This is a genomic window from Streptomyces sp. CRN 30 (assembly GCF_034105845.1).
Map to the genome: position 1 here is coordinate 1 of NZ_JAVRHI010000436.1, position 15,214 is coordinate 15,214.

Consider the following 15,214-nt stretch of genomic DNA (forward strand, 5'->3'; position numbering starts at 1 on the left):
GGCGGCCGCACCGCCCGGCGGTGCGACACGTGTCAACGCGTCGAGGACGGGTTCGACCCGGACGCCGGCGCCGTCCGGGTCGCACCGCTGGGCGGCGGCCGCGACGAGCAGCAGGTCCCGGTGGCCGGCCAGCGGGCCGTCGGGACCGTCGTCCACCAGACCGCGCACCACCTCGGCGTCGACGAGGGGCCACGGCAGGGCCCGTTCCCCGCCCAGTTCGGCGGCGGACAGCCGGCGCACCAGGGCGTGCAGCAGGGCGGGGTTGCCCTCCGCCGCGTGCAGCAGCTCCGCGCGGACGGTCTCCGCCGTACGGCCGCCGGTCAGCTCGTCGAGGAGGGCGCCCGCGTCCGCGTCCGGCAGCGGCGCCAGCGGGAGCGACGGCAACCCGGCGAGGTGCGGGTCGGCGGCGCGGTGCCCCGCGACCGACACCAGCAGGCGGACCGGGCCGGTGAGGTGCGGCCGCCGGGCCGCGTATCCGAGGGCGGCCCGCGAGGCGGCGTCCCACAGATGGACGTCGTCCACGCACACCAGCAGCGGGGCACCCGCGGCCGTGTCCCGCAGCAGGTCCAGCAGGAGCCCGTCCCCCAGCGGCGCGGCGGGCGCGTCCTCGGGCGGGCCGGGCCGCAGGGCGCGCGCGGCCCACCGTACGGAGTCCACCCCGCTGCGGGACGGGCGCGGCTCGCGGTGGGCGCCCCGGACGTGGAGGACGGGTCCCGCCCGGAAGGCACGGGCGGCATGGTCCAGCAGGGCCGTGCGGCCGAGACCGGGCCCGCCCGTCACGACCAGGACGGCGCCCTCGGTGCCCGGGGCCGCGGTCACGGCCGCCGTCGCCCTCAGCTCGGCACCGCGGCCGTGCAGCAGCGCCGGGGCGCTCATGGGTGCGTGTGGGGTCACGGATGTGACCTTACTTCCGCGTAAAACAATGGGGAAGCCGGGCGTCCGGCACCCGGCTTCCCCCGGACCCGGGCCCCGCCGACCGGGGCGGGCCCCACGGCGCCTGCGGCGTCAGGACCCGTGCGGGCAGTTGCCCCGGTACTCCTCGATGTCCAGGCTCGGCCGCGGCAGCGGGCACAGGAACTGCTCGTAGCGGGTGTCCTCGTCGATGAACCGCTTGAGCCAGGAGACGCTGTACTTCGCGATCGTCGTGTCGGACACGTTCGGCGCGAAGTGCGTGGCGTTGTTCAGCTCCAGGTAGGCCCGGTCCAGCGAGGACGGCAGGGAGGTGTAGAACGGCTCCGCGTGGGAGGAGACGGGGGCGATCGAGTCCCCGTCGGCCCCCACGATCAGCGTCGGGGTCTGGATCTCGGGCCAGGTCTTGTCCAGGTTCCAGGGCGTCAGCGGGATCGCCGCCCGCAGGGACGGACGGGACTTGGCGGCCTCCAGGGAGCCGCCGCCACCCATGGAGTGCCCCATCACGCCGAGCCGGTCGCTGTCGACGCGCGAGCGCACCGGGCTGCGCTCGGTGAGGTGGTCGAGCGCGGCGAGGAGCTGCCGGCCGCGGGAGGCGGGCTGGTCGTAGACCGTGTTGGTGTCGATGGTGAACACCACGAAGCCGTGGGAGGCCAGCCGCGGGCCCAGCCAGGCGATCGAGGACTCACGGGCGGTGTAACCGGGCGAGACGACGATCGCGCCGAACGTGCCGTCGCTGGTGCTGGTCGGGTAGTGGATCGTCCCGCCACCGAAGCCGGAGGCGGCCAGTGAGGAGACCGAGGTCTGCGAGACGGCGTACGGGCCGCGGAGCGCCTCGATACTGGAGGCGGTGGGAGCCGGGCCCCGCTCGTACGGGTTCTCCGCCGCCTGGGCGGCGGGGCTCGCCAGGGTGCCGAACCCGACCGCCGTCGCGAGCGCGGCCGCCATGCCGAGGAGCAGGTTCGTCCGGCGGCGCGGGGAACGGCGACGGTGGGTGCCGGCGGCCGGGGCGGCCGTCTCCTGCTGCGGGTGCTGGTGCACGACGACATCGTCCTTCCTGTGGTGGCGGGCCGCGCACCGGCGACAGCGCGTCGGCGCGGGGCGGGGAGTGCGTGGGGCTCTCCGCCGGTGGCACCGCCCGTGGGGTGGGATGCCACTGTGGTGGTGCGGCCCCCACCCGGGCATCGGCAAAATCACCGGTGTCGTTGAGCGACGGGAAGAACGGTCTCCGTACAGGCGATCGACCTACGGACTTTCGGACCTCCGGAGCGCGGCCACGGCGTGGCCCAGCTCCCGCTGGAGGTGCTCGGCGAGGGCGTCGCCCCGCACGGTGCCGAGCAGTTCGTCGGCGAGCCGGTGCAGCTTGATGTTGCCGCGCTGGGAGACCGTGACCAGCGCGCACCACGCCTCCTCGGGGCTCAGCCGGAAGGAGGCCATCAGGACACCGCGGGCCAGGTCGATGGTCGGCCGCGTCCGCATGGCCCGCCGGAGCTGCCCGACCTCGACGCGCAGCTCCGTCACGTCCTCCGGGGCCGGACCGTCGAGCGGGTGCCCGGCCGGACGGGGGCGCTCGGCTGTTCCGGGGGGTGCGAGCAGGAAGCGCGTGCCGGTCACCTCGAGCAGCCGCTCGACGGCGGGGCCGGCGGCGCGGACGGCCATCGTCTTGCCGTCGTCCGACGCGCGTTGACGCATCGCCAGCAGCACGTTGAGTCCCGAGCAGTCCGCGAACTCGACCTGCCCGAGGTCCAAATCGATGCCCGCCACCGCGTGGTCGAGGGCGTCCCGCAGCGCGCGCTCCAGCATCCGGTCGGTGTCGATGTCCAGTTCACCCGCCACCAGGACGAGCACCCGGTCACCGTCCGGACGGCTCTCGACCGTCAGTTGCCCCTGCGTGTACGAGCGGGGACCGGCCGTGCCGGCGGCGGGCACCGGGCATTGGCCGACGGCGCTCTGTTCCATGGACCGCTCCCAGCCACCCGAGAACGCCGACTCCGCCATGGCAGTCTCTCCCACGGGATCTCGCGTGCACTTGCTCATCTCAACCTTCAGGCTCACTCACCCTGCCGAACACGTCAAGAGATACATGAAATTTGGTTCGCGTATCCACTTACGGGAATAGTCGGACCTATACTGACGCCCATGGTTGGAGTGCCGGACTCGTATGTCGGATGGACGTTTCTCACGAACCACGCGCGCGTGCTCGCATCGATCGCCGATGACCACAGCGTCCGCATCAGGGACATCGCCGCTCGTTGTCGGCTGACCGAGCGCGCGGTGCAGAAGATCATCGCCGACCTGGAGCAGGAGGGGTACCTCTCGCACACGCGGGAGGGGCGCAGCAACATGTACCGCATCGAGCCGGACAAGGTGCTGCGTCACCCGGCCGAGGCCGGGCTGAGCGTCGCCTCCCTGCTCTCCCTGCTCGTCCAGGACGAGGACCGGCGCGCCGGCCGGGTCCAGCAGGCGCAGCAGTAGCCGCGAGCGGCGCGACTGAGCGTGCCGCATGCCCGTCCCCGCACGGGGCACCCGCACGAGGTGGCGAGAACACGACGGTACGCGGTCGCGGCGTCCGGCCGCTGGTTCGACCCGGAGGACGGCCGCCGGCTGCCCGCCGGGGAGGTGCACGCCTGGGAGCAGGGCATGAACCAGACGGTGTGCGGCCTGGCGCTCAGCCGGTCACGGCTGGAGCGGTTTGCCGGAGTCGGGTGGACCGACGCCTTCCCGGAGTCCGGAGGCGCGGCCGACGCCGTGCGGAAGGTCTGCCACCGGTGCGCCGCGGCCGCCGGACGGCGCGGCCCCGACGCCCGCCCGGGGTGGCGGCGGACGAACCCCCGCCCCTGAGAGCCCGCGAACGCACTCCGGCCGGGGCGAAGCGGTGCCACCCCCGCCGCCCGCCCCGCCCCCCGCGACAGCGACAGCGACAGCGACAGCGACAGCGACAGGCCGAGCCTCCGCATGCCATGCCACGGCACCGAAACGATTCCGCGCGGCCTCACCCTTCGCACATCCTGCCGGGCCGGGCCGCCCGTTCCTCCTCGCCCGCGGAGGGAACCCGGTCGCCATGGAGGGACAACGGAGATCACGGGGCGGAAACCGGACCGCCGGACGGCCACGCGAACCGGACGGCCCCATCGACTACCACGCCGTCTTCCGGGCGCTGCCCGGCGCGGTCGCGCTGCTCACGCCCGACCTGCGCTACGCGGACGTCAACGACTCCTTCACGGTCACCACCGGCCGCTCCCGTGGCTATCTGCTCGGCCGGCACGTCTTCGACGTCTTCCCCGACCGCCCCGAGGACCCCCGGGCGACGGGGGCCCGCAGCCTCCGGGCCTCACTCGAGCGGGTCCTGGCCACCGGGCAGCGCGACAGCATGCCCCTGCAACGCTACGACCTGCCGGATCCCGAGCGCCCGGGCCAGTGGGAGGAGCGCTACTGGAGCCCCGTCAACAGCGCCCTGCTCTCCCCCGACGGCCGGGTGGAACTGATCGTGCACCGCGTCGAGGAGGTCACCGAACTCGTCCGCTCCCGCCTGTCCGACACCGCCGACGACCGGTCGGCCGCACGGGAGGCGGAGCTGTACACGCGGGCCAGGGAGTTGCAGGAGCTCAACGACCACCTGCGCCGCGCCCACGCGCGTGAACGTGAGATCGCCCTCAGCCTCCAGCGGGCGATGCTGCCCCCGCACCGGCAGCGGGGCCGTCACGAGGTCGCGGTGCGCTACCGCCCGGCGAGCACGGCATTGAACGTGTGCGGCGACTGGTACGAGCTGGTCGACCTGCCCGGCGGCCGGCTCGCCGTCGCCGTCGGCGACGTGGTCGGCCACGGTCTGCCGGCCGCGGGGGTCATGGGGCAGCTGCGCAGCGCCCTGAGCGCCGCCTCCCGGGTGGCCGCCGGACCGGGCGACGCGCTGGAGATCCTCGGCCTGTACGCGCGGGGCGTCGAGGGCGCCGAGTGCACCACCGCCGTGGAGGTGTTCATCGACTGGGAGGGGCACACCCTGACCTACAGCAGCGCCGGGCACCTGCCGCCCGTCCTGCTGCACGCCGACGGGCGGGCGGAGTTCCTCGACGGGGCGACCGACCCGCCGCTCGGCGCCCGGCCGGAACACTCCACCAGACCGCAGGCCGACCTCGCGTTCGACGAGGGCTCGACGCTCGTGCTCTACACCGACGGCCTCGTCGAGCGCCGCGGCGAGGGCATCGACGAGGGTCTGCACCGGCTGGCGGACTGTCTGTCCGGGCACCGCCCCGGCTCCACCACGGCCGAGTCCCTCGCCGACCTGCTGCTGGCGAAACTGGTGCCCGACGGCGCCGCCGACGACGACACGGCCCTGGTCGTCATCCGGTTGTGAACATCCTCATGAAGAAGGGCAGATCACCCCGGCGCAGACTGGATACCCGGCCTGCAGGGCCCCTCGAGTCCCACGAGTCCCGGCGGATCCGGACGAGTAGCCCTTGTCTCGCTGGGAAACAGCAGCGATGGGACCGAGATTTCACTGTGAACGGGCCCGTTGTCTAGGGACCGGGGAAGGTGAGATGGCGACCGAGCCGCACTGGAGCGAGAAACTGCCTTCCGACGAGATCGAGAAATGCGACGTCACCTTCGAGGGAGACCTGGGTGACGTGACCGGAGCACGTCTTGCGGCCGAGGAGTTCCTGCGCGCCGTGGCGCGTGCCGCGCCGCCGACGGCACCCGAGCACTGGGACGACATCCTGCTGGTCGTCAACGAACTGGCCGCCAACGCGGTCCAGTACGCTCCGGGGCCGTTCGGGCTGGCGATGCGCCGCACGTTCGACGGTGTGCACGTGACCGTGCACGACACGAGCACCACGCCGCCCGCCCCCCGGCCGTTCCACCCCAGCACGGGCGGTGGGGGCATCGGGTGGCACCTGGTGCACACGCTGTGCACCCAGGTGAGCGTGGTGGTGCGGGACGACGGCAAGGACATCCACGTCTTCCTGCCCTGGTGAGCGGCGGGATCCTGGTACGGCGCGCGGGCGGCGACGGGCCGCTCGCGCCGCCCTCGAGGCGACGGACCGGAGGGTCAGGCCGTCGCGGGCCGGTCCGTCGCGGGCCGGCTCATCCCGTCAGCGGTACGTACACGCTGATCGTCTTCCCGCCCTCCCGGCCGGGCCGGATGTCGATGTCACGTGCCAGCCGGATGATCAGGGGCCAGCCGTACCCGTGGCCGACGTGTGTCGAGGGCAGGGTGCCGGGACCGTAGGCCGCGGCGGGGACGACGTCGCTGTGGTCCCGCACGCTCAGCCGTACGCCACCGCCCGTGGGGGTCACCTCGAACCCCGCGATGCCGCCGCCGTGCCGGATGGCGTTGGTCACCAGCTCCGAGACCACCAGCAGCAGGTCGATGACGGCCTGGTCCTCCACCCGGCGGCCGGGGGTGTACCAGTGGTCCTGGACCACGGACCGCACGTACTGCCGTGCGGCGCCGGCGTTGGTGATGGTGACCGACGTCCGCGCGGCCTCGCCCGCCGCGCCGTTGCCCGGGCGGACGCCTCCCGTCGGTGTCCGACTGCCCGGGACGGCCGCCCTCACCGACGCCGCGTTGCCGGACGAGCCGCCGTTCGAGGTGGCGCGCTGCCCGCCGTTGCCGGGGACCTTCGCGTCCCCCGCGCCGCGCTGCGTACCGTTGCCGGACGCGCCGCCGTTCGAGGTCACGCGCTGGGTGCAGTGGTCCGGAGCGGCGCCGTGTGTGCCGGGCCGCGCCCCGTACGCGCCCTGCCTGAGGTTCGTCGGGTCGGCGGCGTTCGAGGAGCTACCGTCCCCGGTCGTGCGGCGTTCCACGGGCCTCATCCCCGCAGGGACCGCGACGCACCGCCGCGGTCCGCGCTCCGCGCCGCGAACAGGAGGTGGGGTACCGGGTCACCGGCCCCCGGGACGCCGCACGGTTCCGGCATCAGCACACTCCCATTTCCCACACTCGTCACGGACGCCCTCCCGGCCGCGGTCCGCCGAAGCGGCACGTCACCCGTGGCCGCTCCGGCGTGTGCCGTGTCGCCGGACACGCCGCAGCGGGTCCGCGATCGGCACGGTACACGTTCGTCATTCCTCATCGACCCCCGCCTACCCGCTCGGCCCCGAAGCATGGGCGGTATCTCCAGCCGCCGGCGCCGTCCCCGGACAGGGATCGTCCCCTCTCGTCCCCCGGCGTCAGGTCGACTGCCGCCGAGGCAGACCACGGTAATAGGCGGCCACGGCGTCCAGGTACCCGACCTCCGACGTCTCCCGGTCCGTCCGGAAGAGCGGGGCCGACTTGACCTCGTCACGGGTGGCCGCGACGGTGATCTTCTGTGCCTCCGGGTCGATGCCCACGACGAGTCCCGCCGGCACCAGCACACTCTTGCCGAACACCCACACACCCGTGTCGACGATCAGATGCCGCCTGGGCGTGTCGTCGGCCTGCCGGTCCACGTGCCCGATGGTGCCGTCGCTGGCCTCGACGGAGTACCCCGTCAGGCCCTGCCCCTCCTGGTGGCCGCTCTGCGGCGCGTACGACCAGATGTCGTCGAAATCCACTTCGCTCCTTCCTCTCCGCAGTCCCGTCCGCCGCCGTCCGGCGCGGCGGCGCCGGCCCTGCCCGGCGTCATCGCCTCCGGAAGCAGCAGATACCCCGTTGTGGTGGCCGCATTCAGTGCACCCCTTCCTTCCTCGTGCCACGGCCCTCCGCTCCCCCTGCTCCCGGGCGCCCGGAGCCCTCTTTCGACAATCACCCGGTTGCGGGGGCATCACTGGCGCCAACGGGGTACCTGATGAACTCTCAACCGATGTTCTTCCGGAGGCTTCCTTGATCCCGTTCGTCCACGAGACCCTGGTCATGCAGCTCGAGGTCGCCGACGCCCGCCGTGTTCCCGTACAGGCCCACCTGAGCTACGACGCGGACGACCCCTTCGCCGTGACGGCGGCGTTCAGCCATGAGGGCCGCATCCTCGCCCTGTGGAGACTGGACCGGCAGATGCTCACCGAGGGCGCGCTGCGGCCGGTCGGCGAGGGTGACGTGCGGATGCGTCCGCAGCGCGCGGGAGCCCGCAACGAACTGCGCATCGAGCTGTCCGGGCACGCCCAGGACGGGGACGGACGGGACCGCGCCGTGGTCCTCGCGCCGGCCCGCGCCGTCGTCGCCTTCGTCGAGCGCACCTACGGCGTGGTGGCACCGGGACGGGAGGAAGTGTGCGTGGACGAGTTCCTCGCCGACCTCATGACCCGCGGCTGACCCGTGGCCGCCCTCCGGCGCGTACGCACTGACACGTACGCACGACGGGCCGTCCGGGGAGTCGGACGGCCCGTCGTGCGTACGTGTCAGAGGCGGCACCCGGCGCCCCACGGAATGTCTCAGACCGGTGCGACACCCGTCGCGGACTCCCGGACCACCGGCCCGCGCGGGCGGCGTCCGCCCGTCATCGGCTCCTGCGCGGCGGCCAGCAGCCGGTACGCCTCCTCCAGCGCCCGCCGGACGTCACGCGTGCCCGTCGACACGCAGAGCGTGTAGGCGAGGTCCTGCGCGCGCCGGCTGTTCGTGCGGTCGTCGCGCTCCTCACCCTCCCGGGCCACGAGCTCCTCGTACTCCTCGACGAGCTTGCGCAGGATGACGGGATGGGGCTTGAGCATGTGTTCCACTCCTCGTTCAGGTGGTGGTCAGGACCGTCCCCCGGCCGGTCCGGCCGGGGGACGGGAAAACGGTGCGTGGAGGTCCGGGACGTCAGTCGGCCCGGTTGCGGTCACCGCTCCGGCGCGACGACCGCTGCTGTCCGAGGGCCTCGTTCCGGACGCGCGCGCAGCTGCGGCTGATGAGCCGCGAGACGTGCATCTGGGAGATGCCGAGCTGATCGGCGATGCGGCTCTGCGTCATGTCCTCGAAGAAGCGCATGTAGAGGATGGCGCGTTCACGCTCGGGCAGCTGCCGCAGCCCTTCCTTCGCCGCCTCCCGGTCGACGACCGTGTCGAACGACGAGTCGGGCGCCCCGAGGGTGTCGGCGAGGCTGTAGCCGTCGTCGCCCGAGGAGACCTCGGCGTCCAGGGACAGGGTGCTGAAGCTGTCCAGCGCCTCCATGCCCGTGGCCACCTCCTCCTCGGTGAGCTTGGTGTGGGCCGCGATCTCGGCGATCGTCGGCGCGGCGGAGCCGGCGGTCTGGCTGAGCTCGCGGCGCGCGACGCGCACCTTGTTGCGCAGCTCCTGCACCCGCCGGGGGACGCGCAGCGCCCACATCCGGTCGCGGAAGTGGCGCTTGATCTCGCCGGTGATGGTGGGCACGGCGTAGCTCTCGAAGGCGCCCCGCTCCGGCTCGAAGCGGTCGATGGCCTTCAGCAGACCGAGCGCGGCGACCTGCCTCAGGTCCTCGATCGACTCACCGCGGTTGCGGAAGCGGCCCGCGATGCGGTGGGCCATGGGCAGCCAGGCCCTGACCAGGTCGTCCCTCAGGGCCTCACGCTCGGGGCCGTCCTCGAGCTCGGCGAGGCGGACGAAGACTGCGATGGTGTCGGGGGCGTCGTCATGCGCCCTCTGATTAGGGTTCTGCGGGCGCGTGGACGTGCCGGAACCGTTTGCGGAAATCTCAACCAGCATGCGGGATCGCTCCTGAACGACGCTTTCAGGGGAATTGCCGCGGGGGACGGGTGCGCGGGGCGAGAAGGCCCCTGAACGGGCACACCTCTCCCGTCGGCGCGCCTCTGGTCCGAAGCACGAAACCCCGCTTGCCCCGGCGTCGCGCGGGCAAACAACCGTCCGCTCGAACTCAGTGACACACACCCGGCCCGGCAACGTGCCCGCTGTGTGAACATGGATGCTGCGGGAGCGGAACGGCGGGCGCCGGACGGCTTCCGCGGGCCCGCATCCACCGGTGCGAAAACTCGTGCCCATTCGGGAGGAGTGAGTCCGCCGAAGTGGGGCATGCGAGGGAAGACATCGAGTACCAAGGCATTAGGGGAGGACGGCATGGCAGCCGTTTCGGCAGCACGGGCAACGGCCACGGCCGGCGAGGCGGTCACGACGACCGAGGCGGAGCTGCCCCTGATCAGCGACCCGACGCGGGTCTCGCCGAAGGACGCGCGGGAGCTCTCCCGCCAGTTCTTCGACCGGCTGGCCACGCTGGAGGAGGGCACGCACGAGCACCAGTACGTGCGCAACACGCTGATCGAGATGAACCTCTCGCTCGTGCGGTACGCCGCCTCCCGCTTCCGTGGCCGCGGGGACTCGCTCGAGGACATCGTCCAGGTCGGCACCATCGGGCTGATCAAGGCGATCGACCGGTTCGAGCTGACCCGCGAGGTGGAGTTCACCACGTTCGCGGTGCCCTACATCGTCGGTGAGATCAAGCGTTTCTTCCGGGACACCAGCTGGGCCGTGCACGTGCCGCGGCGCCTGCAGGAGGCCCGGGTGGAGCTGGCGAAGGCCACGGACGAGCTGCGCTCGCGACTGGGCCGTACGCCGACCACCCGTGAGCTCTCCGAGCTCATGCAGCTGTCCGAGGAAGAGGTCATCGAGGCCCGCAAGGCGGCCAACTGCTACAACTCCTCCTCCCTGGACGCCGCCCTCACCCCCTCCGGCGCGGAGGACGGCGAGACCGTCCTGGCCGACGTGCTCGGCGAGGAGGACCCGTCCCTGGAGCTGGTCGAGGACTTCCACTCGCTGGCGCCCCTGATCGCCGAGCTGGACGAGCGCGAGCGGCGCATCATCCACATGCGGTTCGTCGAGGAGCTCACCCAGTCCCAGATCGCCGGGCACCTCGGGGTCTCCCAGATGCACGTGTCCCGCCTGATCAGCCGCATCATCAAGCGTCTGCGCGCCGGCCTGCTGGAGCCGGACGTCGCCTGAGGACCATCGACCGGGCTCCCGCCCGTCCCCCCGTCTTCACCACCCCGTCGCCGGGGCGTCCAGGGCCGCACGCGGTCCGGTGCCCGGGCGGCGGGGTTCTTCGTGCGCGTGGGAGTGGGGAGTTGTCGTGCGCGTGGGAATGGGGAGTTCTCGTGCGCGTGGGAGTTTTGTCGTGCGGTGCGGTCCCGCGTGCGTGTGGTTCGTGCGGTCCGTGCGGTCGCCGACCCGCCCAGTGGTCCGTGCGGTCGCCGGTCCGCCGCGGGGTGTCCGTGCGGACGCCGCCCCGACGCATCAGCCCCGGCCGCACGTGAGCCGTGCTCCCAGGGCTGTGCCGTGATCCTCCGGGGAGGGTTCAGCCGAGGCCCGCGGCCCCGCCGTCCAGGCCGACCGTGACCCTGACCCGCTTGCCGACGGGCTCGCGGCGGATCTCGTACCGCTCACAGAGGGCGAGGACTATCTCCAGGCCGTGCTGGCCCACGCGCCCCGGCTCGGCCGCACGGGCGACCGGCAGCACCGGCTCGCTGTCCCACAGCGTCACCGCGATGGTGCCGCCGGCCAGCTCCAGGTCCATCAGGCAGGGGCCGCTCGTGAACTTGCAGGCGTTCGTCACCAGCTCGCTCACGATGAGCTGGACCGCCCCGCTGACCCGCCCCGGGACCGGTATGTTGCGCTCCGTCCGTGCCCGGGCGAGGAAGTCGGCGGCGAAGCGCCGGGCCGCGCCGATGTCCTCCGGCCGTCCCTCGTACCCGGCACTGTCCTTGAGTTCCACCGCGTCGGACTCCAACGGCTCCATCAGCGGGGGAAGGGCACGCCTGCCGTCGTGTGCGATGTGTGCCACTTCCTCGACTCCCGCCTTCACGACGCCCACCGCCCCGGTGGGCTGACCGCCACGCGCCTACCCGCTCACAGTCGCCTCATGCCCGGTCCGTCGCGTTCTGTTCCCGTGCCGGCCACCTCCCGTCCGGCACGCAGTGGCACCACCGCGGTGATGCGCTTGCCGCCCGACGGGAGGTCCGCCACCGTCACGTCGCGGGAGAGCCGGCAGACGATCGGCCAGCCGCGGCCTCCGCAGTGCCGCCGTCCCCGGTCGTCGACCGCCGCCAGTGCCCTCGGGGTCCGCCGGCTGCGGTCGCTGACGGACAGGTACAGATCGCCGCCCCTGACGGTGACGTCGATGTCCGTGACGCCTCCGCCGTGCAGCATCGCGTTGGTGGTCAGCTCCGAGACCACGAGCAGGGCGTCCGCGAGGGCGCTCTCGTCGTAGGGGCTCCCCGCCGCCGGCGCGGCCAGCGCGCGCCTGACGGCGATGCGCGCCTCCGCGGGGTTCCGCGGCCCGCCCGGGGGCCGGTTGGAGACGGCTGGGCGAGGGGTGGGTCCGACCCGGTAGTGCTCACGCATCCTTTCGCTCCCTGACTCGACCGACGGGGACGACGGAGGCCTGCCGCGGGGCCAGGGCGGTGCTCGGCCCTCCGGTCACCCGGGACGTCCGCGGCGCACCGCTCGGGTGCCGGACGCCCACTGTGATGTCTGCGTTGTCGGTGTATGTACGATCTTCGCTGCCTTCTTCACTATCCGGCTGACCGTTCGACGGCGTACGAAACCGCGAACCACCCAAACACCATGAACACGCCACCCGGCGCGAACGCACCCCGTGTGGGTGTGCGATTCCCGGGTAGGCGCACGAGCGCATCGCCACACCAGCAGCGGCGGGCACAAGTCGTCATGACGTCGGGGGACGAGGACGCACCGGGCGGCCCCTGCCGCCCGGTCGTCCACCGGTCACGGCGGCCGCGTCCGCCGTCGTCGCGCGGTGCATCGAACGCGGAGTCCGGGGTAGCCGGACCCGATCGGCGACGCCTGTGGAGGTACTTGTGTCTGTTGCCCAGAATCCCTTGTCGATCCAGGTGACGGTGGTCCGGGAGGACGCCGTCCTGCTCGAGGTCGAGGGCGATCTGGACATCGATACCGCGACCGAGTTGCAGCATCACCTGGCGAACCAGCTGCACCACGGCCGGCGGCACTTCCTGCTGGACGTCTCGTCCGTGCCCTTCATGGACTCGTCCGGCATGAACATCATCCTGCGGGTGTACCAGGAGGCGCGGCAGATCTCCGGCGGGGTGTACGTCATCAAGCCGACGTCCGCCGTGCGACGGATCCTGGACCTCACCGGCGTCAGCATCACCGTCCCCACGGTGGAGAGCGTCGACGAGGCGCTGGCGCTGCTGGACTCCGCGCAGCCGGCGCACCCCGGCCAGGACGGCCAGGAGGTGGAGCCGCCCGTGCAGTAGCGAGGTCACCGGCGGGCGTGCCGGCGCGGTACGCACGCCGGAAGGGGGCCGCCGACATGTCCACGGCCCGGCCGCACCACGTGTGTCGGTCGTGGTCCTCGGCCTGCCCCGGCCCAACAGTTGCCGTTTGACAACTATGGCCGTGAGGCAACAAAGTGAGCGGGCAAACAGGAGTGCGGGAGGGGTGTGGGATGTGCCGGTCAGCGACGAGGGGCGCGCACGTCCCTCCCCCGCCGCGCCCGTGCGGCCGGCGGACGGCACCGCACCGGTGCGCGCCGGGCCGTCAGGCGCTCGCCGCGTCGGAGACGCCGCCCTCGTGGATCTGGGCCGCGGCGGCGGAGCGGAACGCCTCCAGCCCTTCCAGCAGCGCGGTCCGCTGCGTGCTCGGCATCTGCTCCAGGACGGACTGCAGGGCGGTCTCACGCCGCGCGCGCAGCTCCGTCAGGAAGCCCCGGCCGCGCCGGCTCAGCCGCAGCCGCAGCTCGCGGCGGCTGGCGGCGCTGGGCCCGCGTTCCACGAACCCCACCGCCTGGAGACGGTCGCACAGCCGGCTGGTGGACGGCGGTGTGGAGCCCAGGGCGTCCGCGAGCGACCGCAGGTTGATGCCGTCGTGGTGCTCGAGGATGAACAGCACCCGGATCTGCGAGGCCGAGACCGGCGCCGTCGAGGTGCGCCCCCACAGGACTTCCAGCAGCTCCGCCGCCTCTGAGGTCACACGCGCCACCTCGTCCGGGCGGGGGTGGGGGATGGATGGAGACACGGTCCCACTCTCCCAGGCTTCTCGGACACTGTCAGCCCGCCGGGTCGGGCGGGGCACCCGAAGCACCATACGTCCGCACAGATACAGGAACACCGGCGAGCGGCGCCCGCGACCCCGCGGGGCCCACGCCGTCCCCGTGCAGAGAATGGCGTATCCGACATCGTGAACAGATTCGTGGCAGCCGAACGCGCCCTGCGCTCCGCTCCCCCGCACCGGCTGGTGGACGCGGTCCGCGAGGTGCTGTGCAGCGACTACGCGGCGAAGGCCGTCGATCTCTTCATGGCCGACTACGGCCTCAGCGTGCTCCAGGGCGTCTGTCCGCCCCTGGACCGGCTGGAGGTCCTGCCGGTGCACAGCAGCCCGGCGGGACGGGCCTTCGGCGCGCAGGAGCCATGCACCGAGGTGTGCCGCGACGGCCGGGTGCGGGTGCACCTGCCGGTCACGGCCCGGGGCGACCGGCTCGGGGTGCTGACCGTCACGATGACCTCCGCGGAGCAGGCCGCGGAGTGCGTGGCCGACCTCGCCGAGGTGGCCGAGGTGCTGGCGCACGAGATCGTCGTCGCGGACCGGGAGACCGACGTGTACCTCCAGGCCCGCCGCAGGGACCGCCTCACCCTCGCGGCGGAGATGCAGTGGCAACTGCTGCCGGGCCGTTCCTCGGCCCGCACGGAGTACGCCCTCGGTGCCCAGCTGGAGCCCGCCTACGCGATCTTCGGCGACAACTTCGACTGGTCCTCGCCCGGCGACCGCCTGATGCTGTACGTCACCAACGGCATGGGCGAGGGCATCGAGGCCGCGCTGCTGACCAGCCTGGGGATCAACGCCCTGCGCAACGCACGGCGCGCCGGCCTCTCCATCGCCGACCAGGCGGCCCTGGCCGACCAGGCGATCCACGCCCACTACCGGGGCCACGCCCACCTCTCCGTGCTGCTGCTCGACCTGGACCTGAGCAGCGGCCGGATGCTGGCCGTGGACGCGGGTTCGCCGCGGATGCTGCGGCTGCGCGACCGCACCGTCACCCCCGTCGACTTCGAGGCCCAGCTCCCCCTCGGCATGTTCGAGGAGACCGACTACGTCGTCCAGGAGGTGCACGTCGAGCCCGGCGACCGGATGGTCTTCGTCACCGACGGGGTGTACGGCGTCGCCGCGCCCGGCGGGGAGCGCTACGGGGACCACGCGCTGTCCCGGGCCATCCTGGCCACCAGCCTGCTCCCGGCGGCGGAGGTGCCCGGCGCCGTGCTGCGCGAGGTGTCCGGTCACCGCGGCTCGTCCGTGCCCGACGACGACGCGCTGGTGCTCTGCCTGGACTGGTTCGGGCCACGGCCCGGGCAGGACTGATCCCGCGATACGGATGATCGAGGGGTGTCCCGGTGTTGTACGTCCCCGGAGCGTGTCTACAGTTGTCGGGCGGCAAGGAAAAGACGGCACACC

General features: G+C 72.8%; 18 protein-coding genes. 8 read left to right on the forward strand and 10 right to left on the reverse strand.

Features of this window, described 5'->3' with window-relative positions; translation table 11 throughout:
• The 3 genes from UW392_RS47640 to UW392_RS47650 all read right to left on the reverse strand — a co-directional run.
• Positions 1 to 894, reverse strand: an 894-nt coding sequence (locus UW392_RS47640; RefSeq protein ID WP_320781608.1) for an ATP-binding protein, incomplete at its 3' end; no start/stop codon positions are given.
• 111 nt (positions 895 to 1,005) lie between these two features.
• The gene (locus tag UW392_RS47645) at positions 1,006 to 1,950 is read right to left on the reverse strand and encodes an alpha/beta hydrolase (RefSeq protein WP_414497505.1); all 945 of its coding nucleotides are present in this window, start codon (positions 1,948 to 1,950) and stop codon (positions 1,006 to 1,008) included.
• 204 nt (positions 1,951 to 2,154) lie between these two features.
• Positions 2,155 to 2,922 carry an anti-sigma factor antagonist gene (locus UW392_RS47650; RefSeq protein WP_320781609.1) on the reverse strand — a complete coding sequence of 256 codons (768 nt, stop codon included), beginning with the start codon at positions 2,920 to 2,922 and terminating at the stop codon, positions 2,155 to 2,157.
• 126 nt (positions 2,923 to 3,048) lie between these two features.
• On the opposite strand from UW392_RS47650, the gene UW392_RS47655 reads away from it, so the two are divergent.
• From UW392_RS47655 to UW392_RS47670, 4 genes are all read left to right on the forward strand, one after another.
• Entirely contained in the window at positions 3,049 to 3,384 is a 336-nt protein-coding gene (locus tag UW392_RS47655; protein ID WP_320781610.1) for a helix-turn-helix domain-containing protein, read from the forward strand.
• 60 nt (positions 3,385 to 3,444) lie between these two features.
• Complete coding sequence (locus UW392_RS47660; protein WP_320781611.1) at positions 3,445 to 3,750, forward strand: hypothetical protein; 306 nt, start codon at positions 3,445 to 3,447, stop codon at positions 3,748 to 3,750.
• A 220-nt stretch (positions 3,751 to 3,970) separates the two neighbouring features.
• The gene (locus UW392_RS47665; RefSeq protein ID WP_320781612.1) at positions 3,971 to 5,260 is read left to right on the forward strand and encodes a PP2C family protein-serine/threonine phosphatase; all 1,290 of its coding nucleotides are present in this window, start codon (positions 3,971 to 3,973) and stop codon (positions 5,258 to 5,260) included.
• 184 nt (positions 5,261 to 5,444) lie between these two features.
• A complete protein-coding gene (locus UW392_RS47670) occupies positions 5,445 to 5,879 on the forward strand; it encodes an ATP-binding protein (RefSeq protein ID WP_320781613.1) in 435 nt (144 codons plus the stop codon).
• 109 nt (positions 5,880 to 5,988) lie between these two features.
• On the opposite strand, the gene UW392_RS47675 is transcribed toward UW392_RS47670, so the two are convergent.
• Both UW392_RS47675 and UW392_RS47680 read right to left on the reverse strand, forming a co-directional pair.
• Positions 5,989 to 6,711, reverse strand: coding sequence for an ATP-binding protein (locus UW392_RS47675; RefSeq protein ID WP_320781614.1), 723 nt, complete (start codon positions 6,709 to 6,711; stop codon positions 5,989 to 5,991).
• A 366-nt stretch (positions 6,712 to 7,077) separates the two neighbouring features.
• Positions 7,078 to 7,443 (reverse strand): PRC-barrel domain containing protein, encoded by a 366-nt coding sequence (locus UW392_RS47680; RefSeq protein WP_320781615.1) that lies wholly within the window; start codon positions 7,441 to 7,443, stop codon positions 7,078 to 7,080.
• Positions 7,444 to 7,741: 298 nt separating this feature from the next.
• Here UW392_RS47680 and UW392_RS47685 point away from each other — a divergent pair, with 298 nt between their 5' ends.
• Positions 7,742 to 8,137: an SsgA family sporulation/cell division regulator gene (locus tag UW392_RS47685; protein ID WP_414497514.1), complete on the forward strand. Its 396-nt coding sequence runs from the start codon at positions 7,742 to 7,744 to the stop codon at positions 8,135 to 8,137.
• 119 nt (positions 8,138 to 8,256) lie between these two features.
• Here UW392_RS47685 and UW392_RS47690 read toward each other — a convergent pair whose 3' ends face one another.
• On the reverse strand, positions 8,257 to 8,532 hold the full coding sequence (locus UW392_RS47690) for a DUF5133 domain-containing protein (protein WP_320781617.1): 276 nt from the start codon (positions 8,530 to 8,532) through the stop codon (positions 8,257 to 8,259).
• A gap of 91 nt (positions 8,533 to 8,623) precedes the next feature.
• Complete coding sequence (locus tag UW392_RS47695) at positions 8,624 to 9,487, reverse strand: RNA polymerase sigma factor SigF (RefSeq protein ID WP_320781618.1); 864 nt, start codon at positions 9,485 to 9,487, stop codon at positions 8,624 to 8,626.
• A 369-nt stretch (positions 9,488 to 9,856) separates the two neighbouring features.
• Here UW392_RS47695 and UW392_RS47700 point away from each other — a divergent pair, with 369 nt between their 5' ends.
• Positions 9,857 to 10,735 carry an RNA polymerase sigma factor SigF gene (locus UW392_RS47700; RefSeq protein ID WP_320781619.1) on the forward strand — a complete coding sequence of 293 codons (879 nt, stop codon included), beginning with the start codon at positions 9,857 to 9,859 and terminating at the stop codon, positions 10,733 to 10,735.
• A 352-nt stretch (positions 10,736 to 11,087) separates the two neighbouring features.
• Here UW392_RS47700 and UW392_RS47705 read toward each other — a convergent pair whose 3' ends face one another.
• Entirely contained in the window at positions 11,088 to 11,528 is a 441-nt protein-coding gene (locus tag UW392_RS47705; RefSeq protein WP_320781657.1) for an ATP-binding protein, read from the reverse strand.
• Positions 11,529 to 11,638: 110 nt separating this feature from the next.
• On the reverse strand, positions 11,639 to 12,133 hold the full coding sequence (locus tag UW392_RS47710) for an ATP-binding protein (RefSeq protein WP_320781620.1): 495 nt from the start codon (positions 12,131 to 12,133) through the stop codon (positions 11,639 to 11,641).
• A 473-nt stretch (positions 12,134 to 12,606) separates the two neighbouring features.
• Here UW392_RS47710 and UW392_RS47715 point away from each other — a divergent pair, with 473 nt between their 5' ends.
• On the forward strand, positions 12,607 to 13,023 hold the full coding sequence (locus UW392_RS47715; protein WP_320781621.1) for an STAS domain-containing protein: 417 nt from the start codon (positions 12,607 to 12,609) through the stop codon (positions 13,021 to 13,023).
• Between the two features lie 283 nt (positions 13,024 to 13,306).
• Here UW392_RS47715 and UW392_RS47720 read toward each other — a convergent pair whose 3' ends face one another.
• The gene (locus UW392_RS47720) at positions 13,307 to 13,738 is read right to left on the reverse strand and encodes a MarR family transcriptional regulator (RefSeq protein WP_320781622.1); all 432 of its coding nucleotides are present in this window, start codon (positions 13,736 to 13,738) and stop codon (positions 13,307 to 13,309) included.
• 207 nt (positions 13,739 to 13,945) lie between these two features.
• Here UW392_RS47720 and UW392_RS47725 point away from each other — a divergent pair, with 207 nt between their 5' ends.
• Positions 13,946 to 15,121: a PP2C family protein-serine/threonine phosphatase gene (locus UW392_RS47725; RefSeq protein ID WP_320781623.1), complete on the forward strand. Its 1,176-nt coding sequence runs from the start codon at positions 13,946 to 13,948 to the stop codon at positions 15,119 to 15,121.
• Positions 15,122 to 15,214: the final 93 nt, after the last annotated feature.